Here is a 22,187-nt window from a genome sequence, read left to right on the forward strand (position 1 = left end):
AGCCTATTAACGGACTATTCTGCCGTCCTCTATCCGTACAATCCGGCCGGCGAGCTGAGCAATTTCATTGTTATGGGTAATCATCACAATGGTCTGCTGAAATTGCCGGCTGGTCATTTTCAGGAGTCCCAGGACCTCCTGGCTGGTTTTGCTGTCAAGGTTACCTGTCGGCTCGTCAGCAAGGAGGATGGCCGGCTTGGTTACCAGTGCCCGTGCTATGGCCACACGCTGCTGCTGGCCGCCGGACAGATTATTCGGCATACTATCAAGCTTCTCCGTAAGCCCCAGCATTCCTACAATTTTATCTGTGAATTCCTTGTCCGGCCTGTCACCGTCCAGTTCGACCGGCAGGATAATATTTTCATAGACATTCAGGATTGGCACAAGGTTATAGCTCTGAAACACAAATCCGATGTTCCTGCGCCTAAAAATCGTTAACTGGTCATCATTCATTTTGGACAGCTCTTTTCCGTCCACCATAACATTGCCGGAGGTAGGATTATCCAGACCGCCAAGCATATGCAGCAGTGTGGATTTTCCGCTGCCGGAGGTACCGACAACAGCCACAAATTCTCCCTGCTCCACAGCCAGGTCAACACCGTCCAATGCTCTTACAAGATTTCCTTTCGTACCATAATACTTTTTTAATCCCCTTGTCTCCAATATATTCATGGGAAGACCTCCTTCATTCTATTTACCTGAAATAAATACTGTTATGAAACCTCCTGCAGGCGAACAACCACACTCTGCTTCTGCATGCTGTACCCAATGATTCTTGTAACTGCAATCTGCAGAGCTGTTATCAGAATAAAATACAACCCAATCATTGAAAGCGGGAATTTGTATTGAATGAAATAGGACAGCCCGCCGGTGTTTTCCGCAATCCTGCAGGCGGCATATCCCAGAATACTTCCAAGGAGCACGGATAGGGCAAAGCTTCCGTATATCAGATAGGCATTTTCGGTATTCAGCATTTTGAGCAGCTGTGTCCTGCTTAATCCCACAGCCTGTAAAATGCCAATCTCGTTTTTTCTAGACAAAATATTTGTGATAATCGTATTCACCAGATTCACCAGGCCAAAGCATGCAATCACGGCAACAAAAGCATAAACCGTAATAATCATGACATGGAAAACGCTCTTATATAGCTCTGCCTGCTCCTTCAAGGATACATATTCAAGCTTTTCATCGGAGGAGGTCAGTGCCAGCAGCTGTGCCTCCACATCAGCCGAATAGCCCCGCCCGGACAATATCTCAAAGCTTAAATTGCAATTCCTGGTCATAATCTCATCCATCACCTTATCCGGCAGGAAAAAGGTATCACTGCTGCTTTTATTTTCAATGACACCGGACACAATAAATTCCTTCCTGATCTGCTTATCCCCGTCATAAAGGTCCATTGCAATTTTGTCCCCGGTTTTATAGTGCAGTCCAAAATATTCATAGGTAACTGTTCCCCGGTTCACAAGGATTTGCATATCCTCTGCTGAGTCCTCTGGCAAAGCCCCCTCTTTCATATATTTTTCATATTTGCTGTAATCCTTTTCCCGGATATTATCAATACCGATAATTCCATCGTCAAGCTTTACCCCTTCCAGCCTGCTCTTGATATATTTATGGACTTCCACACTGTCCACGCCGCTAATGGAAGATATTTTCGTTTTCAGCTCATCCGAAAGGGGATTGTCTATTTGAAGATCACTGTAAGATGTTGACGGAGACACCAGATCATCGTTTAAAGAGATTCTGTATTCGCCGCCATAAGGAAATTCGTGCCCGGCGCGCTTGGCAGTTTCTACAGAGGACAGCAGCGAAGCGGCCGCAATAAGCAATATACCGCTTAAGGTAAGGGACAGGAAGGTGACTGCCGTTTTCTTCCTGTTTCTCGCCAGATACATTCTTCCAAGAGCATAGGGAGTAAGCCTTTTGGAGGTATGCCTTTTACTCTTTAATCCAATATGGAAATTCGTATAACGGGCTGCCTCCATAGGTGAAACACCGGCAGCGATTCGGGCGGGCTTTCGAATGGACAGCATTACGGTAAGAAACGCCGCACCCCCTGCACAGAGAGCAAGTATTACACTTGACCGCATAAGCCACATGGAGGGTCTTAGGGCGTAGCTTACTCCGCAGCCTGCCAGTGTACCCAGGGGTATGTACTGCAGTGACATCACTTTACCTTCGCGAAAGACCATCCTTCTGATTTGTTTCCGGGTTGTTCCAATAATACGCAATTGCCCGTATTCCCTTACCTTACGCATAATTGCAATGTAGAAAATGTTGTAAATCACGAGGGCACATGCGGTTACGATGATAAAAACGATTGCAAATACAACGGCGGTGGTCTCAGGTGTGGCATTATTGCTGTCAATATTCACATAGTTGATTCTAACGGATTGTTCCGGAAGGCCGACTGCTTCCCCGACTTCTTTGATTTTTTTCTTCAAGTCCCCATTGGAGTATTTATCTGCATCTGCTATCTGAATTACAACGGATAAATAGGCCGAAGAAAGTGCCGGGTCGGAATTAATAAAGGCCTGGGATACAATCGCATTAAAGGTCTTCCTGTTCGGTTCGCTTTCGGCTCCGGTCTCCAGAAAGCCTGTGATAACAAAGCTATTTGTCTGCATTTCCTTACTCACATTGTTGCGGTAATTTAGAGTAATCGTATCACCGATTTGCGCTCCTGGCTGAATGGAATCCAAGTAGCCTTTTTCAATAGCAATCTGATTTGTATTTTCAGGTATTGAACCTGTTTTCACCCGTACATTGGACAGCTCCAGCATTTTTACATCCGAATATAACAAAGACAGACTGATATTTTTATTTTTCACAATTCCGGCCTGCCGGTAGGTTCCAAAAGCTTTGACGTCCGGATTTGTCCGGATTCTTTCAATCACCTGCACACTGGAATTTTCAAATACGCCCTGATAGCTTGTTCTGTTTTTCATCTCCATATCGGCATTATATCCAAATGTCAGGGTGAGCGTTAAAAGAAATGCAGCCAGTGCGATTACTATTCCCGCAAGGCGGTTACGCATTTTGCTGCTTCTCAGATTTGCTGCTGAAATGTGCTTTATCACACCTCTGTTATTATTTTGAAACAAAACCGGCACCTCCTGTCCCCCAATATAGCAGCTTCTTTTTCAGGCTGCTCGTTTTTAATATATTCATTGTACATCCTCCTGTAATCTTACCCGATATACTCATAATACAGGATAAATGTCTCCCTATTATCTCAATTCCAAAATAAAATATCACAGGTTTGATACTTTTACATTCAGAAAAGGCAAGCTGCCAATGCTGTTGTTTTTCCATACTATAAAGATGGGGCTGTTGCAAAATGAAGCTCTGGGGAGTATGACTTGCCACACACTGTTAGACAGACAGATGGTATGATTTGTATGCTATAAGCGAACATTTTATATAAGATTTTAGCATACAAATCATGTCAGATGTCAGCCAACCGGTGTGTGACAAGTCATACTTTCCAGAGCTTTATTTTGCAACAGCCCCATTATATTTATGGATTTCCATATATTTATGAATCATTGCAATATTATAAATCATTGCAATATTATAAATCATTGCAATACCTAATGCCGGCGGGAGCTTCATAAGAAAGCAGTTGCTGATTACCCTGTAAAAACTCACTCATTGGGCAATAGAACCGAAAATACGGAGCCTTTGCCCGGCTCGGATTTCACCTGTATGTATCCCCCCTGATGGGATATGATTTCACGGCATAAATAAAGGCCGATGCCCACACCATCCACGTCATGGACATCCTCTTCCCGGTAAAAGCGTTTAAAGATCTGCGCATAGTGCTGCTCGGGTATCCCTTTCCCGGTATCAGCTATGTCAATCCTGGTCATAGTTTCCCAGCGTTCCGCTTTGATGGTGATCTTGCCGCCCTGCCCGGTATATTTGACAGCGTTATCCAGTATGTTGAAAAGCGCCTCTGCCGTCCACTTTTTATCATGGGGAACAGTAATCAGGGGGGAACAGTCAACGGTAATTTCTATGTTTTTCTGTTCTGCCGGAAGTACGATTCCGCCAAGAGACAGGGCAATGGTATCATAGACCGGCGACAGCTGAACGGCCAGGGTAATCAGCCCTGTTTCCAGCCTTGACATATTCACCATGGACTGCATTAAAAATTCAAGCTTGTTAATCTGATTTTCCATCAGTAAATGGAATTCACGCTCCTTCTCCTGAGGCAGCTGGCGTTCCAGAAGAGTGGAATTATAGATTTTCAGGTTAGTCAGCGGAGTTTTGACCTGATGTGAGATATCGGAAATAATCTCCTGCATCATTTCCTTTTCAGACTGAATCTCCCCGCTGCTGCGCTGCATGATTTCATACAGGCGCCTCAGCCTGTAGCCCAGCTTTGACCTTAAGGTTTCATCCTCCAGCTCGAAGCTGATATCTTTTTTCCCATTAATCATATGATCGATACAGTCCGCCAATGAAGCGGAAAAAGTTACCAACTGTTTTCGAAGTAATCTCATAAAGGCAATAGCCAGCAAGAGTAAAAGCAGTGCAAATACGATGGCCCCTCCCCGGATAATCCAATCCTCCGAATAAAGGAAGGCAGCTGCAACAAAGCTCAGCAGCAGAAGGATATAGGCAGCATTGAAACCGATAGAAAGCTTATCCCAGGAAGAACTGTTTTTCATCTCTTATCGCCTGCCCAGAGATAACCCATGCCATAAACGGTTTTAATAAATTTTCTTCCGCCAACTTCTATTTTGCTCCGCAACCGGTTGATATTGACCGTAAGGACATGTTCATCCACAAAATTTGCATCCACATCATACAGCTTCTCAAGGAGAACCTGCTTTGTCAGGAGAATACCGGGATTTTCAGTAAATACCTTCAACATTCTATATTCCGTTGGTGTGAAAATTACTGGTTCGTTATGTAGGACAGCTGTGAGCCTGTTAAAATCAATGATTAGGTCACCGCAAATAGAAACAGCTTCGCTGCCTTTTTTTTCACACCGTTTTAAAATAGCAGCGACCTTTTTACAGAAGATATTAATCTGAAAGGGCTTGGTTACATAATCATCCCCTCCCAGCTCATAGCCAGTCATTACATCCTTTTCCAGATCACAGGCTGTCAAAAATACAACCGGAATATCCTGTACCGCCTTGATTTTAGGACAGAGTTCAAAGCCGCTGCCGTCAGGCAAATTTACGTCCAGAACAACCAGCTCAAAAGACTGTGACTGTATTTTCTCCAGTGCCGCAGCTGCATTATAAACGGGAACGGCATTGTACTGCTCCAATACCAGGTTATAGCATATTCCGGAATTCATTATAACATCGTCTTCTATAACAAGAATATTCTTCATTCTTTGCCTCCTCATTTCTATTTTGCCCACGGCTTCTCAAACCTTTATCTGCAGGCGTATCGCAAGCTTGCTTGTGAAACTGTTTATATAGAAAAATTGAAAATGCAACGCATTTTCTAACTTCTTCCTTTTGTTAATAGTTTACCATAACGGGCCGTAAAATCACAATAGTCTCTTACGTTTGCCTCTTCATCTATTTTTCCATCATATATTTAATCGTCTCGATTTTCTTTCCCAATGGATAATTTTAAAAAATATATGATATAATGGTTCAAACATATAAACCTATGAACCATTCAATTTGTAAAGGATGATACACATGAGTGATTATAAAAAATGTACTGGCCAAGAGAAGTATAAAGACTGCCTGATAGGCTTATCCGAGGAATTTAAGGCTTGCCAGAAAGCATTCACTGCAATGGGTGATGAAACCAGGCAGTTAATCATTATTGCATTGCTAAAAAGCGACTGCCAGGGTATTCGCGTAGGTGAGATAACAGGCCGCACCAACCTGTCCAGACCTGCCGTATCCCATCATATCAAAATCCTGATGGATGCCGGAATCATCGGACTTCGGCGTGTGGGAACGCGAAATTACTACTATATTGATTACAGTGAATCTGAACTGAAGAAGATTGAGGCACTGTTTGCCCACATTCGAGAACTCGTCACAGATGCCCCTGACAGAAGGGGTGAGGATTAAGGAGGGACTTTATGATATTGTATTTCACCGGTACCGGTAATAGCCGATATGCAGCAAATCTTATTGCAGATGCGACAGAGGATGAAATGTTTTCCATGAATGAAGGGATAAAAAAGGGGGATTACAACCAGCTTTCATCCAGTAAGCCATATGTTTTTGTTATGCCGACCTATGCCTGGCGGATTCCCAGAATAGCGGATGCCTTCCTTCGCAAAGCAGCCTTTTCCGGAAGTAAAAAAGCCTATTTCGTTATGACCTGCGGAAGCCAGACGGGTAATGCTGTATATTATCTGAAAAAACTATGCCTGGATAAAGGATTTGAATTTATGGGCATTTCATCTATTATAATGCCGGAAAACTATATTGCCATGTATAACGCCCCAGATAAAACGGAGGCTTTGAAAATTATCGAAAACTCCAAACCGCATATTTTACAAACGGCGGAGTGTATTAAGAAGGAAATGCCGCTTCCCAAAGAAAATATATCCCCTCTGGACAGGTTTCAAAGTACAGCGGTAAATCCCCTGTTCTATTCCATAATCGTCAGCGACAAGGGCTTTTATTCCACCGATTCCTGCATCAGCTGCGGAAAATGTGTCACTCTCTGTCCGATCAACAATGTTCATCTTAAGGTTGGCAGGCCGGAATGGAGCGGTAATTGCACCCATTGCATGGCATGTATCTGCGGCTGCCCGAAAGAGGCCATTGAGTACCGGAATAAATCCAAGGGAAAACCGAGATACTTTCTCAGCGAAAAACCCTGATAATTGTTCACGAAATATCTTCTGCCGGATTCCTGCTCCTGAAAGAACATACTTTCAGAAGCGGACCGCTTAGCTTTTGCCGGTAATAGCTCACCATTGGCCTTTTTAGCCGGTTACATTTCTTTTTGGTATCTGCTCAGATAATAGACATTGGAAAAAACGATAAAAAGATAAGCTGCTGTAAATATGAGTATTACATATATTTCCACCTGCATTAGAGCAAAAGCCAGCATTAATGCTCCAAAAACCATCAGCATTAAGTCGTATGCCCTGGCTTTTGCTTTATTACTGATGATGATGTTACGCTCATCCTTCGCTTCGATTTCAATCTGCTTTGCGGCCTGGGGATTTTTCTTCACCGCTTGTATCTTCAGCAGTTCACCAAGGTTCTGTCCAAATACACCTGCGCCAACTCCAATGAACAGATAGGGCAGAGTTCGCATAATCCCCTCCCCATCCCGTACAAATCTGAGCAGTACAAAACCTGCTGCAAATATAATAAAACCTAATACCGAAAATATGGCATACTTTCCGTCTTTATTGCTTTTCATCCTGTTCAACCTCCTCATAGATAAAGATATCCTCAATCTGCAACCCAAAGTAGCGGGCAATTTTAAAAGCTAAAAGAATGGATGGATTATATCTCCCGTTTTCAAGGGAGCCTACGGTCTGTCTGGATACCTCCAGTGCCGCTGCCAAATCCTCCTGCTTAATGCCCTGCTGTTTACGTAATTCTTCCAATCTGTTCTTCAAACCAACCTCCATGCATTTTACAAGCTTGCTTGTGATACTGCTTTGAAATTTGAAAAATACACCGTATTTTTCAAACTAACTGCCGTGCTTTCCCAACGCGCCGCAAGATTGGGCCGAGGATTTCGCAGGCGTAATCTTGTGTGAAAATTGTATTTTAATTTTCACACTAACCGCCATGCCTTCCCAACATGCCGCAAGATTGGGCCGAGGATTTCGCAGGCGTAATCTTGTGTGTGAAAATTGTATTTTAATTTTCACACTAACCGCCATGCCTTCCCAACACGCCGCAAGATTGGGCCGAGGATTTCGCAGGCACACTATCACTTCATTTCCAAAAAAGGAAAGCTCCCTTTCCATAATCAGAATACCATAGGTATGAGTTTATGTCAAGCAAACTTTCCATAAATGTATGAAAATTAAAAATGGATAACCTTATTACTGGCACGGTACACAAAAAATATAGCTTCTATGGGGCGGTACCTTCATTGTTAAAGAAGTTCCGCTATATTCATACTGTAATTTGTTATGAAACAAATCCTCCGTGATATTAAAATAATGAATGCCGAAAATATTGACAGGAATATTAACCTCCCTGGTCTCCTCATCGGTAGAACAGATTACAATAATTGCTTCTTCGGGTATAGACCTCACATAGCAAATTACAAAATCATTATCAGATACTACTTTAAATCCTCCTGCCAGGATATATGCCTCGGCCTTCTCTTCCTTGATACTGCCTCGAATTTCCGGCCATATCTCATGACGCAGCTGAACCTCATTATTGTAAAATATGATGGTCCAGTTCCTCCTGGAGGGAATCACGGTCCTGTATCTCTGCACCCGGTGAGGCATCCTCCATATTATCTTCCATATAGATAAGCGGCTTGAAATGAAAGCCTAAAATCGACCAGAGCATTACCAGTAACCCGGCACATATTATTAGCAGTGCAATCCCCCGTGAAGTGCCTGTCCCAATGACCGCTCCTATGGTGTCAGCCAGCAGCCCTTGTTTATTCATAGCCTTTTCAAATACCGAATCAGCCAGCAGCCCCGATAAAAAATAGCCGATTGGTATACTGGACATGGCAATCATTTGGTTTGTGGCAAGTACACGCCCCTGAAGCTCCAGACCGACCTTAGTCTGTATCAGTGACTGCCAGTGGGAATTAATCATTGTAACCGAAAACCAAAAACCGAATATACCTATGGCGGTGATTATAAAGTTAGGCCGGATACCAGCTATAATGGCAAAAAAGCCTTCGAGAATAACAAATCCAATCATTCCTGATGCTCTCCGTTTTGTCCCTCCCCACAGACTCATCAGTAATGCTCCGGTCATGCCTCCGACAGCCCCCAGCATTGTGATGGTTGCAAGCTGTGCTGCAGTGCCAAAGGACAGAATAAGCGGCTGAAATAATACGGAAATAGCTCCAAAAAGTATATTGCTTATAAAAAAGAATATAATCATATAAATCATGCCCGGCCTTTTAAAGATAAATTTCCATCCCATTAGTATTTCTTTGGTAAAGGTTTCCTCTCTTTTTCGGAACAGCGTATTGGGAAAGCGAATAAATACCAACGTTACTATTGCAGCCAAAAAGCTGAAAAAATCAAGAATAAAGATATTCTTCATGCCTATCAGTGAATACAAAGCTACACCGATTAAAGGAGAAATCAATTCACTGGTCGAGCCGGAAAATTGGACAATACCGTTGGCATGGCCCAGGTACTGTTTGGGAATTATTTGTGCTATGGCTGCCGAAAAAGCCGGCCGGTGAAATGCCCTTGATATGGAACCAATGGCTGTTGCGATAAGGATATGCCATACCTCAATGGTATTGGCTGCCATAAGAATTGCCAGAGCGGCAATCGAGAGCGCAGCAGCCAAGTCACTGAATAACATGACCACCCGTCTGTCATAGCGGTCTACAACCGCACCGGCAACCGGCAGTACAAGAATTCCGGGTATAAGTCCCGCAGAAGAAATAGCCGCAAAGTCAGCCACCGAGCCCGTTTTGGAATACACCCAGACCCCTATTGCAATGGACGTCAGGCCTGACCCTAAAACGGACACCATTTGACTTAACACAACAATAAAAAATGTTGCCAGATTCGGTATGGCTATTCTTTTATGTTCTATGCCAGTAAGGCCATTTTCTCCGTCTGCCGTATCCGGAATTGCATTAGTGCTTTTCTGTACCCTGTTATCAATAATACTGCTTAGCCGCTCCGCCTGATACTTAATAAAATAATGGCCGGCCATGGGGATGACAGCCAAATCCACACTGCTGCTAAAATACCCCCATTCCAGATACCTTTCCTCATAAAGTTCCGTGGCCCTGTCCTTCTGTCCAATGATACATGTAATCGGAGCATGCAGTCCGGCATATTCCCTGTTACTGTAAGCTGACGTAAAATAGGATTCACTTTCCCGGGCATCGTGCCTCAGATTGCGAATCAAAAAATCCCTTTCCGCTTCATCACTTACATCGTTAAATCCACCCAGCGCCTTTAAAAACTCATGGTAGGACTTATTGGACATGGTACGGTCCGACGGAAACAGCTTTGAAAGGAACTGAAAAAGCCGTCCGGGAATACGGGCAATGGGTAGAGCTCCTCCTACAAATATTCTATTTAAAGGAAGTTTTTCTTCCTCCAGCTGCTTCGCAATTTCAATGGTCAATGCCCCGCCGACGCAATGGCCATACAATGCAATCGGCCCTTTAACTGTGCTTTTGATTTCTTCAACGCATAAGCCTGCTGTTTCCTGCAAGGATAGCAGGGTATCCTCTTTATGGCTGTAATCGTGGCCCGGTATTTCAATGGCATACAAATCATACTCCGGCGGAATTTGTGCCGATAGGGGCTGATAGGTAATTGCACTGCCTCCGGCATAGGGTACACAAACCAATGAAACAGAAGCTCCTCCACTCCGGCTGCTTGTCTTTAGCTTATGAAGTATCTGATTTTCAGACTTTTTTCCCTGCTCCAGGAATTGTGCAAGCAAACGGATCGTCGGATTTTTGAAAAAATCCATAATCCCAACCCATTCACCAATACGCCTGACCACCTTAAGAGCCTTGAAGGATTCCCCTCCCAGTTCAAAGAAATTATCATCAATTCCGATATTCTCTGCCCCTAAGACCTCCTTCCATATATCGCATATCCGCTTTTCTGTTTCTGTCCGGGGCTTCTCTCCAGAGGGATTGTCTGTTTTCTTCCTATAATCAATGGGCGGGAGCTTACCAACATCCACTTTGCCGTTTGGGTTTAAGGGAAGAGAGTCCAATTCCATCATATGGTTCGGTATCATATATTCCGGTAATTTTTCGCTCAGCCTTTTCCTGATTTCCGCTATGGGATTCTCCAATATCCGTGGCTTCTCAATTACAATATAAGCTGCAATCCTCTTATCCGTTTTGCCGAACTCTTTCACCAGGACCACCGCATCCTTAACATATGAAACAGAGGTTATGACGGACTCAATTTCCCCCAGTTCAATGCGGAAACCTCTTATCTTGACCTGCCGGTCCATACGCCCCAGTATTTCTATGATACCATCCGGCAGATATCTGACCCTGTCACCGGTCTTATAGAGCAGCTCCGATCTATCCCTTCCGAATGGACTCCGGATAAACCGGTTTTGGGTCAGCTCTTTATTATCTATGTATCCTCTGGATACCCCTTCCCCGCTAATATACAATTCGCCCGGGACTCCCTCTGGAACCAGCCCCAGGTGAGGGTCAAGAATATAGGTCCGGACATTTCCTATGGGCCTTCCGATCGGTACTATTCCAGAGGCCTGGCTGGTGAAATTCTTCGGAATCTGATATGTCAAGGCTGAGACTGTTGTTTCAGTGGGACCATAATGATTTTCAATAGCACAATCCGGTCTTAACTGCCGGATCTTTCGCACCGTTTCCCAGCTTAACCCTTCTCCGGCAAGTATCAGAGTCCTCTGGGGTATTACATGCTCCGGATGATTGGCTGTCATCAGCACTTCAAAATGACTGGGAACGACCTTCATAATATCTATCCTGTTATGAACAAAATAATCTGAAACCGCATCCGGATCACAGGAATGCTCATAGGATAAAACATGCAGTGTGCCTCCGGTGCATAAAGCACAAAATACATTGGTCAGCCCTAAATCGGCAGCAAGAGTGGAAACAATTGCATAATTGTATGGCTCACTGATTTTCAGCTGCCGGATTATTCCCTGGATATAATTATAAAAATTACGAAGCTCTACCCCAACTCCTTTAGGCTCTCCCGTAGAGCCGGAAGTAAATATAATATACATCAGATTATGCCGGTTACTTGGAATAATTGGATTTTTTTGATTTTGGGAATCTATTTGCCCTTTGTGAATATCCAGGTAAATGACCGTAACCTTTTCCAGTCCCATATCCTGTACCAGTGTATTCCTGGTAATCAGTACTTCCATACCGGAGCTTTGAATCATATGCTCAATCCGCTCTTTCGGATAGGAAGGGTCAAGAGGCACATAGGCCCCGCCGGATTTCAGCACCGCCAGCATTGCAAGAATAAAATCAGCCGAACGCTCAAGAAAGATGCCAACAACTTTTTCCGGGCCGATTTCTTTCGAAATCAGGTAATGCGCAAGTTTATTGGAGTATGTATTCATCTCCCCGTAGGTATAAGCAGCTACTTCATTCAGGAGAGCTATTTTCTCTGGCTGCCTGTCGGCCCAGGCTTCAATGCAGCTGATTAAATGAAAATTATCCTCATAGAGGGAAGCTGTCCGGTTCCAGCCGATGAGCTGCTGCTTTTCAGCATCGGATAATATATCGATTCCGGATATTACCTGTTCGGGATACTTGATAATGCTTTCCAGCAGGTTGAGATAGTGGTCCAGAAACTTCACGACCGTTTGCTTTTCAAACATATCCGTGCTGTATTCGGCTTGCAGATAATCCTTAGATGCTGATAAAGTAAGGTCAAATTTTGAGCTGTCCGTATTAATAGAGCCCTCAAAGTTCATGTTCCATTTTACCGTATCAAAGGTGGTAAGAAAGGCATTCTGCATAACAAACATAACCTGAAAAAGCGGATTATGGCTCATGTCCCTTTCAATCGTCAGCAGTTCGATTATTCTTTCCAATGGAAGGTCCTGATGTTCATAGGCCTCCAGAGTCATTTTTTTCACTTGCCGGACGGTTTCCCTGAAGGTTGCCTGCTCTTTTAATTTCATACGAAGGGGAATCGTATTTACAAAGAAGCCAATCATATTTTCCAGCTCTGTTCTGTTCCTATTTGCTATGGGGGAGCCCACAACAATATCCGTTTGTCCTGTATACCTGTAAAGCAGAACAAAATAGGCAGCCAGGGTAACCATAAAAAGAGTGGCATCCTCTTCCACACATATTTTGTTTAACTCCTTATATATATTGGAGGGCAGCGCTTTTACGGCCGTCGCTCCCAGAAAGCTCCTGACCGGCGGACGGGGTTTGTCCGTGGGAAGCTCCAGCACCGGAATATCGCTCTCAAAAACGCTTTTCCAATAGAGTTCATGCTTTCTGAAATTATCGGATTTTTCGTTCTTTCTTTGCCAGCAGGTAAAGTCCGCATATTGAAGTACCAAAGGCTTTAATTTACTTTGCCGCTTTTCTGCCAGAGCTCCATAATTACTTCTCAATTCATTAATTATAATGTCCAGGGACCATCCGTCACAGGCAATATGATGGATATTTAACAGCACATAATTTTTATCTTCACCAAGAATAAAGAAATATGCTCTGATTGGGAATTCCTTTTCCAAATTAAAAGGAATCAATGCTTTTTCTTTCATGAACGTATCTCGAAGCTCTTTTTCACTGAATGTTTTGTTTTGCAGGTCACAGATTTGAAGCCGGATAGGTTCATAGGGATGAATGACCTGAACAGCCTCTTCTTTCTCCATTTTATAGGTGGTCCGGAGTATTTCATGACGCTCGACCAGCTTATTAATTGCCTGTTCCAATAAGCCTGCCTCCGCTTTAAAATTAAGGCTGAACAGGCAGGGAATGTTATAGGACGGGCTATCCGGTTCCCATTGATATAAGAACCACAGACGCTGCTGAGAAAAGGAAAGGGGAAATTCCCTTTGGGAGCTGTCTCTTGAAACCGGTGTAATTCCATTATCTTCCTGTATTAAGCTGTTGCTTAAATATATTTTTTCCAGCAGGATTTTCTTTTTCTCCGGTGGGAGAAGGTTCACACGTTCATAAATACTGTTCATGTTATCTCCTTCTTTCTTGTAACAGACTTACCAGCTGATCCCGCTTTGCAGGACTAAGTGTATCGACCCGCCCCAAAATACTGTTTCTTTCAGGCTTCGTAATACTTTCTCTGTAAATATCCGTATTTTCGCAGATTTCCTGAAAATAATGCTCAAACAGTTCAAACCCAAGTGAAGCCTGGAAGGCCTGAGCCTTTTTGTAAGAAGCCCTGGATAAGAAATCGTAATGTTCCCTGTTATTTATAAGCTTTTCCAGTGCATGAACCCAGGGTTCTAAATCCTGTTCGGGAACAACCGGCTGAGCTACGGAACCCATGAGGGAATTATCCGTGCTGTATTGCCTGATAGGCTCCACCGGTAATATATAATCGAGTCCAAGCTTTGCTTCCGGCAGTCCTCCGACATTACTGGCAATGACCGGTATCCCTCTGAGCATTGCCTCGATAACAACTTGTCCAAAGGATTCTCCCCAAAGAGACGGCATAAGAAAAATCCTTGTCTTTCTGTAAATATCGTTAATATCCTCCGATGGTTTCAGCAGGGTGATATTCGGCGCTGCTTTCATTTCTTCAAGCTCTTCTTCGGCGGTAGCCCAGGTCGGCACTGCAGCAAATTGCACATTTGGCATACGTCTAGCAAGCTCTCTAAAGATACAAAAGCCTTTTAAGGCAGACGGATTAATCACCGTGACAAAGGAATTATGAAAATTTCCAAGGTACGGAAAGGGTCCCTTCCCATAGGAGGGAAAATAAATTACTTTAGATTCCACATCTGCCCATTTCCGAAAATAATTATCCAGGAATTTGCTGACGGAAATAATACCCTGTAATTTTTTAAACAGCCTCAGCTTATCCCTGTCTTCCTCAAAGCTATCGGGCCCAAAGGGAAGAGTAGATTGACTGTGTGCAAGAAAAACGGCCTTCGTTTTTAATTCCGTTACCGTTTCCAGCAGAATATAGGGCTGGGTGTCAGAAACAAGAGTGATATCCGGCTGGAATTCTTCTATTGTCTTTCTGATAAAGGAAATAATATTAAATTCACTGGTAACCGTATAGGCCTCCACTCCATTGATCCGTATGTGCGTCATACTGTCGGTGCTTTCTAAAAGCTCCAGTTCATTTTCCCCGCTTTTTTCTCTGATATATTCATTTTCATTAAATCCCGGAGGACTCAGCAAGGGATTGATCACCCTGCATTGGTGGCCCCTTTCTGCCATCCATTCCATGAGGAGCTTATTGGCTTTATTGGCTCCTGCCCAGGGATACAGATATCCCATGGATTGAATCAGTAATAATTTCATTTTTGCTTTCTTCATACTTGCTCCCATTGCATACCGCAGACCTGCCTGCGGTACTGCCATAAATAAAGTGCGAAAGTGCTTTCCTTTCACACTTTGCCTCCTGTCTTCCTTAACCTTTCATACAGCTGCTCCCGCTTTTCTGGAGAAAGCAGATTAATTCGCTCCAGAGCACTGCCGGCAGAATGGTTTCTATTTTTCTTCCCAAGTAACTCGTCAGGATAAGCCTCCATTACTTCCCTGAAATACTGCTCAAACTCTTCAAAGCCTAATTTAGAATGAAATTGGGCCGCCTTCTCATAGGACTGTCCGGATAGCTCTTCATATAGCCTTCTGTCATTTATCAACCGGCCCAGGGTTTCAATCCAGGGTTTCAGATTCTGCTCTGGCAGAACCGGCCTGTGAACGCTCATTAATAATTCTTTCTCACTGATATACTTTTTGATTGGATTGACCGGCAGGATATAATTAAGGCCCTGCTTTGCTTCAGGAAGTCCGCCGACATTACTTGCTATTACCGGAATACCTCGAAGCATGGCTTCCACGACCACCTGCCCGAATGCTTCACCCCAAAGGGAGGGCATTAAGAATACCTTTGTCTGCCGGTAAATAACATCCACATTCTCTTCCGGCTTCATAATAATTACATTTTCTATAGCCTTTAATTCTTCCAGCTCAGCCTTTGTGGTAGACCAGGTTATAACGGCGGCAAATTGTACCTTGGGAAAGCTTCTGGCTAGTCCGGCAATGATTGGGAACCCCTTGATTCCTGATGGGTTAATTACCGTAATATAGGGATTGTCAAAATTTCCAAGGAAAGGAAAGGGCCCTTTGCCATAGGAAGGAAAATAAATTCTTTTCGATTCCAGTCCGGCCCATTTCTTGAAATAGCTTTGCAGATAATCACTGACACTGATAATTCCATGCAGTTTTGGATAAAGGGCAGTTTTGTCCTGCTTCTCCTCAAAGCACTCAGGACCAAAGGGAAGCACTGTCTGACTGTGTGCCAGGCAGATTGTTCTTGTTTTTGTTTCCAGCACAGCTTCCATAAGCAGGTGGGATTTATCCTCCGATATCAGCGTAATGTCCGGTTTAAAATCCTCAACCATCTTTCGAATAAAGGAAAAGATTTTATACTCTCCCTCCACCCGGTAAACAGTGACTCCTTTCTTGCGGATTACGGTAACATTCTCACTCTCTGCAGATATCTCAAATTCGTTGCTATTCTTTTTTTCGTTAAAGTATTCTTCAAAGCCTCCGATATATACTTCCGGAGTTACCACCACGCATTCGTGTCCCCTTTCGGTAAGTCCCTCCATCAGTATGCGGTTTGCTTTATGGGCCCCTCCCCAGGGATAAAGATATTCCAGCAGTTGAACCAGTAAAATTCTCATCATAAGCTCCCTTCCCCGCTTTTAGCGGCATAATCTTTCAAATTCCTCTATCCCTATTCCATTTCCTTTAGGATTGCCGCCAGTTCTTCCTCCGATAAGCCTTCAAGCTCTGACAGAAGTTGTTCCAGCTCCTCCGGCTCGTATTGTTCCAGCTGATACCTTTCGATTGCAGCGGCTGTCTGTTCCACCGTAGACGCTGCTTCAAAGAGTACATGAAGGGGGATTTCCATTCCCAGGGTTGAGCGTATTCGGGATACAATTTGAGTAGCCATCAGGGACTGCCCTCCCAAATCAAAGAAATTATCGTAAATACCCACTCTGTCTATTTTTAATATCTCACACCATATTTGTGCAATGGCCGCCTCCATCTGGTTTCTAGGCTCAGCATAAGCAGCATCAATATCCGGCCTGACATCCTCCATAGAAGGAAGGCTGTTTTTATCCAGTTTACCGCTTTCAAGAACTGGAATTTCACTGATGAACATAAATCTGGAAGGAACCATATAAGCCGGCAGCTTGGCTCTTACATAAGCTTTTATCTCCTTAATGCTCAGCTTTTGGGAAGAATCTGTAATTATGTAGGCGTAGACCTGTTTGTTTTTAAAGCTGTCATCAACAATTGTTATAACGGCATCCAGAATTCCGGGGTATTCTCTTAAGACCTGGATGAGCTCATCCAAATCAATTCTAAGTCCTGCTATCTTAACCTGGTTGTCTTCTCTTCCTACCCACTCAAAAGAATCCTTTGAAACCCTGCGGCAAATGTCACCGGTTTTGTATAGCCGCTCACTGATACCATCCATAAAAGGATTCCTGCAAAAACTTTCCTCCGTTAAAGAGGTCAGGTTCAGATAACCCCGTGCAAGACCAACGCCTGCAATGCAGAGTTCACCGGTTTCACCAGCAGGCACCGGACAAAGCTGTTTATCCAAAAGATAAAAGGCCGTATTGGCTATCGGCTTCCCCAAAGAAACCCCCTCATCAGCCGAACTGCAAATATTCATGGATGCACATACGGTACATTCCGTTGGTCCATATGCATTTATGAAATTCAACTTAGATGACCAATAATCAATCAGCTTTTTCGTACATGCTTCTCCGGCAGAAACCAGCGTTTTCAGGGCAGGTAATTCCTTTGGCGGTAAGGTGTTCAGAACCGATGGAGTAAGTGTGACCACCGTTATTTTCTTTTTCCGTAAAACCTGGTAAAGGTCTTCGCCAAGGTAAAGCCCCTTATTGGGCAGGAGCACCAGGGCCGCACCCGCAAGCAATGCTGTGAATATTTCCGAAACCGAAGCATCAAAGGCAATGGATGCATACTGCAAAACCCTGTCATTTTTATTTATGTTAAAAGCATTTATCTGCTCAAGCACCATATTGGGAATTCCCCGGTGTTCAATCATGACACCTTTAGGCCGTCCGGTTGACCCGGATGTAAATATGACATAGGCCAGGTTATTTCTTTCATTCAGACAGGGAACCTCCTCCTCCGATTCCCTGTCAATATCTTCTTTTTCCTTATCCAGATATACAAAGGTTACCGGTGCTTTGGTATTTAGCTTCGACAAACCGCGTTCCAGATTAGATGACGTAAGTATAACCTCCAGTCCGGCATCATTGATGAGATATTCCAGCCTGTCTTTCGGATATGCAGTAGAAATCGGGGCATAGGCAGCCCCTGCTTTAAATATTGCCAGAATTGAAATAATCATTTCCGGGGTTCGTTCCAGATAAAGGCCAATTATCTGTTCCGGGCCGGCTCCGATGTTTTTGATATATCTGGCAAGCTTGTTGGCCCTCCTGTTTATTTCCTCATAGGTAAAAATTCTGTCCTCATATTCAATACAGTGCAGATGCGGATTATCCTTCGCAACCTCCGCAAAATACTCATGAATAAACTTAAAGCTATCTTCTAATGCGTCCTTCATAAAGCTCCTCCATTCCGGCCGTAAAATTATGCGGCACTGTTTTTAATATGATATTTTTTTACACCACATGAATTTTATTTACTTCTTTTTCCATGTTGTGGCATAATTATACTTCCGCAGATTACACTCAGTCAATGGAATGTGTTAATGTTTTACATTTTATTTTCGATAATTTTCGAAAGCGTTATATTTAGTCCTATTTTTATAAAAATAACCTCTAAAACTGAATTCCCGACCCGGTAAAAAAACAACCCCACCATATCGACGGGGCTGTTTTTGGTAAAATCCTTCTCTGACAGGTCGGCTCAAAGTCAACAATATAGTAGCAAAATCTTCCCTTTCGTCATATCATAATAGAAAACTGCCAGGTAGCTCAATATGCTCACTCAACAACAATATGTCATTTTGTCGCTGGAATTACATATGTTTTTCGGCCGCATTATGAAAGAACATTCGATTTTCCTGGAAGCCGGCTTCACTCCGGCAAATCCCGATTATTCAAAAGCTGCGGACCAATACAAAGAACAATTTGAGATTGTTTTGCTTAATGCCGTAAACTTAGGGAATGGAATTATAACTCCTACTGTTGCATCCTCCGGCGAAATTGTTACTAATTACACTCTGGGAAGCGAACAAAAAACACAAAACTTTACTGGTATTGCAATCAATCAGAATATAACCAAATTGGAAGCAGACCTCTATGGCTCTCCCAACCCCCGTATCACACCGGAGCTGATACAGCAGGTAAAACAGCTGAACACCCTGACGATACCATTACTGGACGGCCTTATCGATTTTAAATCAAACATACTGAATAACGTCCTGTCCTGTTATATGTTCACTGTAAATTATCCGCTGCTCATCGAGCACATACTGCGGGAAGCTAAAATGTATAGAAGTCATCTTGCAGCATTGGAGAGTGGACAGAATCCTGATAGCAGCATAAAAGAAACCGAGCTTTTCTGGGATCAAATTATGATGGAACATGCTCTGTTCATCAGAGGCCTGCTGGACCCAAGTGAAAATCAACTCATCAGCACCTCAAATAATTTTGCCCAGGAATATGCCGCCCTATTGCAGGAAGCAAAATCGGCCACTGACAGGACAATTGAAGGCATTACAGGTGCTACCTTACAGGAGACTCTTAAGTATCGCGACTTCAAAGAAGCTGGCACAAAAGGAATTTCAGAATGTAAAATACGCAGTATTATTTTGCCCTTGCTGGGAGACCATGTTCTGAGGGAATCCAATCATTTTATCCGCTTGCTGAAGCAATTTACTTGAAATACTGATATGATGGATATACAAACAACCGGAAACCGCTGCCATTAAGTGAAAGGACAGCGGTTTCCGGTTGTTCCATTTATCTGCTTTTGAATATCTTATTTTGTAAGAAAGATGTACGCTTTACTGAAGGTAACCTCTTTCTGTCAATATATTTTTTGTATCTGCCCACAACTGCTGCTGCATCCTGATGTCCCCGCCGGGGTATACCGGCACAATGGACTTACCGGTACCAACGTTAAAATATCCACCGGTCACCCCCTCATACTGAGCGTCTGCCGCTAAACGAATAATAATATCAGCACCTTTACGTGGATTTCCTATATGCAGGACTTTCAATATCCTGGCAAGTACAGAAGAAAACCCTAATTCACGTCCTAGTCCTGTAACATTAAACCCAGGGTTAAGAGCATTTACAGTAACTCCTGTACCAGTCAGCCGGCGTCCCATTTCCGCCGTATACATAATATCAAGAAGCTTCGTCTTTCCGTAAAGCTCAGAGGAACCTCTGGTAGTAAATTCAGAAGTATCCGTTAAATCCTCCGGCAATTTAAGTTCGCCATGGTTGCGTGATGCTTCAGAAGCAACATTAACTATTCTTGCATTTCGGGAAGCCGTTAATGAATCTAACAGCGAATGTGTCAATAACCATGGTGCAAGATAATTTACTGCTATCATTTCAGGAAATCCCTCTTTGGTTATTCGCTGTTCAAATCCATGCAGTCCTGCATTGTTCACTAATATATCAATTTGGGGATATGCAGCCTTTATTTCATTGCCGATTCTTTTTACATCCTCCATAAGTGACAGGTCTCCATAAAAAAAGTCTGCTTTTGCATTTGGTACAAGCTTCTTTATCATATTTCCTGTTGACTCTGCACGGCTCTTATTTCTGGCCGTTAATACCAGCTGTGCCCCGCCCTTGGCTAATTCAATTGCTGTCAGCTGGCCTAGGCCGCTGGTAGCACCGGTTATTACTGCAATTGATTGTGCTTTCATATAAAACCTCCTTTGAATATAGAAATAAAAACATAAGTTCTATTTCTGGATTTTATACCTAATCCTTCACTTGACGCTTGTTAATGCCTGAATATACTTGACATATATCAAGTATATAGTTTTATTTGATATATGTCAAGTAATTAGAAAAGGTAAAAATATGAAAGACAATATTCCAATAGATTTTTTTATTTAGGTACACTCATCGTTTCCTTTTATTAAAATACTATCGCAGTTTGCCGCCTTTAAACGGTACTTGTAAAACTGTTACAGCTGAAATAAGTTATCCTGATAATCCTGCACATAATATCTGATGTTGCTTCTTCCGCGCCGGACAATTATGTGGCCTTCTGCCTCCAATTTTTCTTTCTGCACCTCAATACCACCCGGATATTTTGGATTCAACTCTCCCTCTGCTTTAAGCGTTCTCCAATACGGCGTTTTATCACTGTCCCTTTGCTCACTTGCCCATGCAGCAATAGAAACAAAAATTCCGGCGGTAATAGGGTCTGTAAAATCCGCGTTATTTTTCTTAGCAAAGTTATCCCTGATTTGCCCTACTGTGATAACCTTGCCCAATGGTACTGCCTTCATCACCCTGTCATATTCAATAGGGGGAGCAAAAAACATGCGCTCTCCGCCATACTTTTCAGTACTTTTTTCATCATCAAGCATTTGTACTTTGGGCATATCCTTATTATTATGCAGCATTGCATTGAAGTCTTTTTCCTGTTCATTTGCCATAGCAATACACCTCCTTTGTGTAAAGAATAAATCAACTATCTTTATTATGCAATGAGACAGTTTGTGATTATTTCAAAAATTTCTTTTCACTTAAGCTTTATCGTTCAACAGAACCATATGGATATGGTCTTCCCATATCCCATTGATCTTTAAGTACTCCTGTGCAATACCCTCATGATAAAACCCCAGTTTTTCGGATACTCTCAAAGATTGTTTATTTCGAGGCATTATATTGGCTTCAATCCTATGTAATCCGTATTCATTGAATACAATATCAATTCCCTTTTTAATTGCCTCCGTCATATAGCCTTGATTGATTTCGTCTTTATCCAGTTTGTAACCCAGGAAGCATGATAGAAATATCCCCCTCACAATGTTGCTGAAACCAATAGAGCCAATAATTCGATTTTCTTCACTCTTCTTAAAAATCCACAGTCTTAATAACTTCTTATTTTCTATCTGGGACAGGTCATTTTCAAGCAACTCTTCCTGATACGCCTTTGTATAAAATTCTTCACTCCTTAAAGGTTCCCATTCACCTAAAAATTCTCTGTTCCTTAAATAATAATCTAAAACTATTTCCGCGGAAGATTTGTCCAGTACCTTTAAAGTTAGTCTTTCCGTATTATAATTCTTATTTTTCATAATAGTCTCCTTTAATTGTTTTATCTGCTAAGTAGTATGCTGCCTTCTATATTATCCTTCCAATTCTCCTTAATATAAT

Annotated in this window: 17 protein-coding genes; 3 read left to right on the top strand and 14 right to left on the bottom strand. The window is 42.9% G+C overall.

The window, feature by feature from the left end:
* Positions 1-6 precede the first annotated feature (6 nt).
* The 4 genes from BUB77_RS08890 to BUB77_RS08905 all read right to left on the bottom strand — a co-directional run bounded on the left by BUB77_RS08890 (position 7) and on the right by BUB77_RS08905 (position 5,356).
* Positions 7-672 (bottom strand): ABC transporter ATP-binding protein, encoded by a 666-nt coding sequence (locus BUB77_RS08890; protein ID WP_073274924.1) that lies wholly within the window; start codon positions 670-672, stop codon positions 7-9.
* Between the two features lie 41 nt (positions 673-713).
* On the bottom strand, positions 714-3,107 hold the full coding sequence (locus BUB77_RS08895) for an ABC transporter permease (RefSeq protein WP_073274925.1): 2,394 nt from the start codon (positions 3,105-3,107) through the stop codon (positions 714-716).
* Positions 3,108-3,650: 543 nt separating this feature from the next.
* Positions 3,651-4,679, bottom strand: coding sequence for a sensor histidine kinase (locus tag BUB77_RS08900; protein ID WP_073274926.1), 1,029 nt, complete (start codon positions 4,677-4,679; stop codon positions 3,651-3,653).
* Positions 4,676-5,356: a response regulator transcription factor gene (locus BUB77_RS08905; RefSeq protein ID WP_073274927.1), complete on the bottom strand. Its 681-nt coding sequence runs from the start codon at positions 5,354-5,356 to the stop codon at positions 4,676-4,678. Before BUB77_RS08905 ends, BUB77_RS08900 begins: the two co-directional genes overlap by 4 nt.
* A 319-nt stretch (positions 5,357-5,675) precedes the next feature.
* Here BUB77_RS08905 and BUB77_RS08910 point away from each other — a divergent pair, with 319 nt between their 5' ends.
* Together BUB77_RS08910 and BUB77_RS08915 are read left to right on the top strand one after the other, a co-directional pair.
* Positions 5,676-6,059 (top strand): ArsR/SmtB family transcription factor, encoded by a 384-nt coding sequence (locus BUB77_RS08910; RefSeq protein ID WP_073274929.1) that lies wholly within the window; start codon positions 5,676-5,678, stop codon positions 6,057-6,059.
* A gap of 11 nt (positions 6,060-6,070) precedes the next feature.
* Positions 6,071-6,823, top strand: coding sequence for an EFR1 family ferrodoxin (locus BUB77_RS08915; protein ID WP_073274930.1), 753 nt, complete (start codon positions 6,071-6,073; stop codon positions 6,821-6,823).
* 113 nt (positions 6,824-6,936) lie between these two features.
* Here BUB77_RS08915 and BUB77_RS08920 read toward each other — a convergent pair whose 3' ends face one another.
* The 7 genes from BUB77_RS08920 to BUB77_RS08950 all read right to left on the bottom strand — a co-directional run bounded on the left by BUB77_RS08920 (position 6,937) and on the right by BUB77_RS08950 (position 18,436).
* Positions 6,937-7,374, bottom strand: a complete 438-nt coding sequence (locus BUB77_RS08920; RefSeq protein WP_073274931.1) for a hypothetical protein — start codon at positions 7,372-7,374, stop codon at positions 6,937-6,939.
* A complete protein-coding gene (locus BUB77_RS08925; protein WP_073274933.1) occupies positions 7,361-7,576 on the bottom strand; it encodes a helix-turn-helix transcriptional regulator in 216 nt (71 codons plus the stop codon). The genes BUB77_RS08920 and BUB77_RS08925 overlap by 14 nt, the downstream gene beginning before the upstream one ends.
* A 435-nt stretch (positions 7,577-8,011) precedes the next feature.
* Positions 8,012-8,416: a hypothetical protein gene (locus tag BUB77_RS08930; RefSeq protein ID WP_139241142.1), complete on the bottom strand. Its 405-nt coding sequence runs from the start codon at positions 8,414-8,416 to the stop codon at positions 8,012-8,014.
* Entirely contained in the window at positions 8,355-13,817 is a 5,463-nt protein-coding gene (locus BUB77_RS08935; protein ID WP_084124040.1) for a non-ribosomal peptide synthetase/MFS transporter, read from the bottom strand. Before BUB77_RS08935 ends, BUB77_RS08930 begins: the two co-directional genes overlap by 62 nt.
* A gap of 1 nt (position 13,818) precedes the next feature.
* On the bottom strand, positions 13,819-15,207 hold the full coding sequence (locus BUB77_RS08940) for a glycosyltransferase family 4 protein (RefSeq protein ID WP_073274935.1): 1,389 nt from the start codon (positions 15,205-15,207) through the stop codon (positions 13,819-13,821).
* The gene (locus BUB77_RS08945) at positions 15,204-16,511 is read right to left on the bottom strand and encodes a glycosyltransferase family 4 protein (protein WP_073274936.1); all 1,308 of its coding nucleotides are present in this window, start codon (positions 16,509-16,511) and stop codon (positions 15,204-15,206) included. Before BUB77_RS08945 ends, BUB77_RS08940 begins: the two co-directional genes overlap by 4 nt.
* A 50-nt stretch (positions 16,512-16,561) precedes the next feature.
* On the bottom strand, positions 16,562-18,436 hold the full coding sequence (locus BUB77_RS08950) for a non-ribosomal peptide synthetase (protein WP_073274938.1): 1,875 nt from the start codon (positions 18,434-18,436) through the stop codon (positions 16,562-16,564).
* 378 nt (positions 18,437-18,814) lie between these two features.
* Here BUB77_RS08950 and BUB77_RS08955 point away from each other — a divergent pair, with 378 nt between their 5' ends.
* Complete coding sequence (locus BUB77_RS08955) at positions 18,815-19,720, top strand: DUF2935 domain-containing protein (RefSeq protein WP_073274940.1); 906 nt, start codon at positions 18,815-18,817, stop codon at positions 19,718-19,720.
* A 123-nt stretch (positions 19,721-19,843) separates the two neighbouring features.
* Here BUB77_RS08955 and BUB77_RS08960 read toward each other — a convergent pair whose 3' ends face one another.
* The 3 genes from BUB77_RS08960 to BUB77_RS08970 form a co-directional block, all read right to left on the bottom strand.
* A complete protein-coding gene (locus tag BUB77_RS08960) occupies positions 19,844-20,719 on the bottom strand; it encodes an SDR family NAD(P)-dependent oxidoreductase (protein WP_073274942.1) in 876 nt (291 codons plus the stop codon).
* Between the two features lie 267 nt (positions 20,720-20,986).
* On the bottom strand, positions 20,987-21,463 hold the full coding sequence (locus tag BUB77_RS08965; protein WP_073274944.1) for an MGMT family protein: 477 nt from the start codon (positions 21,461-21,463) through the stop codon (positions 20,987-20,989).
* 90 nt (positions 21,464-21,553) lie between these two features.
* Positions 21,554-22,108 (bottom strand): GNAT family N-acetyltransferase, encoded by a 555-nt coding sequence (locus BUB77_RS08970; protein ID WP_073274946.1) that lies wholly within the window; start codon positions 22,106-22,108, stop codon positions 21,554-21,556.
* Positions 22,109-22,187 lie beyond the last annotated feature (79 nt).

Source organism: Anaerocolumna jejuensis DSM 15929 (assembly GCF_900142215.1).
GTDB classification, from domain to species: Bacteria; Bacillota; Clostridia; order Lachnospirales; family Lachnospiraceae; genus Anaerocolumna; species Anaerocolumna jejuensis.

Coding starts and splice junctions, on each gene's coding strand:
- BUB77_RS08950 (WP_073274938.1), bottom strand. CDS start 18,436: ATGAAGGACGCATTAGAAGATAGCTTTAAGTTTATTCATGAGTATTTT.
- BUB77_RS08905 (WP_073274927.1), bottom strand. CDS start 5,356: ATGAAGAATATTCTTGTTATAGAAGACGATGTTATAATGAATTCCGGA.
- BUB77_RS08900 (WP_073274926.1), bottom strand. CDS start 4,679: ATGAAAAACAGTTCTTCCTGGGATAAGCTTTCTATCGGTTTCAATGCT.
- BUB77_RS08910 (WP_073274929.1), top strand. CDS start 5,676: ATGAGTGATTATAAAAAATGTACTGGCCAAGAGAAGTATAAAGACTGC.
- BUB77_RS08970 (WP_073274946.1), bottom strand. CDS start 22,108: ATGAAAAATAAGAATTATAATACGGAAAGACTAACTTTAAAGGTACTG.
- BUB77_RS08965 (WP_073274944.1), bottom strand. CDS start 21,463: ATGGCAAATGAACAGGAAAAAGACTTCAATGCAATGCTGCATAATAAT.
- BUB77_RS08945 (WP_073274936.1), bottom strand. CDS start 16,511: ATGATGAGAATTTTACTGGTTCAACTGCTGGAATATCTTTATCCCTGG.
- BUB77_RS08915 (WP_073274930.1), top strand. CDS start 6,071: ATGATATTGTATTTCACCGGTACCGGTAATAGCCGATATGCAGCAAAT.
- BUB77_RS08935 (WP_084124040.1), bottom strand. CDS start 13,817: ATGAACAGTATTTATGAACGTGTGAACCTTCTCCCACCGGAGAAAAAG.
- BUB77_RS08960 (WP_073274942.1), bottom strand. CDS start 20,719: ATGAAAGCACAATCAATTGCAGTAATAACCGGTGCTACCAGCGGCCTA.
- BUB77_RS08955 (WP_073274940.1), top strand. CDS start 18,815: ATGCTCACTCAACAACAATATGTCATTTTGTCGCTGGAATTACATATG.
- BUB77_RS08890 (WP_073274924.1), bottom strand. CDS start 672: ATGAATATATTGGAGACAAGGGGATTAAAAAAGTATTATGGTACGAAA.
- BUB77_RS08920 (WP_073274931.1), bottom strand. CDS start 7,374: ATGAAAAGCAATAAAGACGGAAAGTATGCCATATTTTCGGTATTAGGT.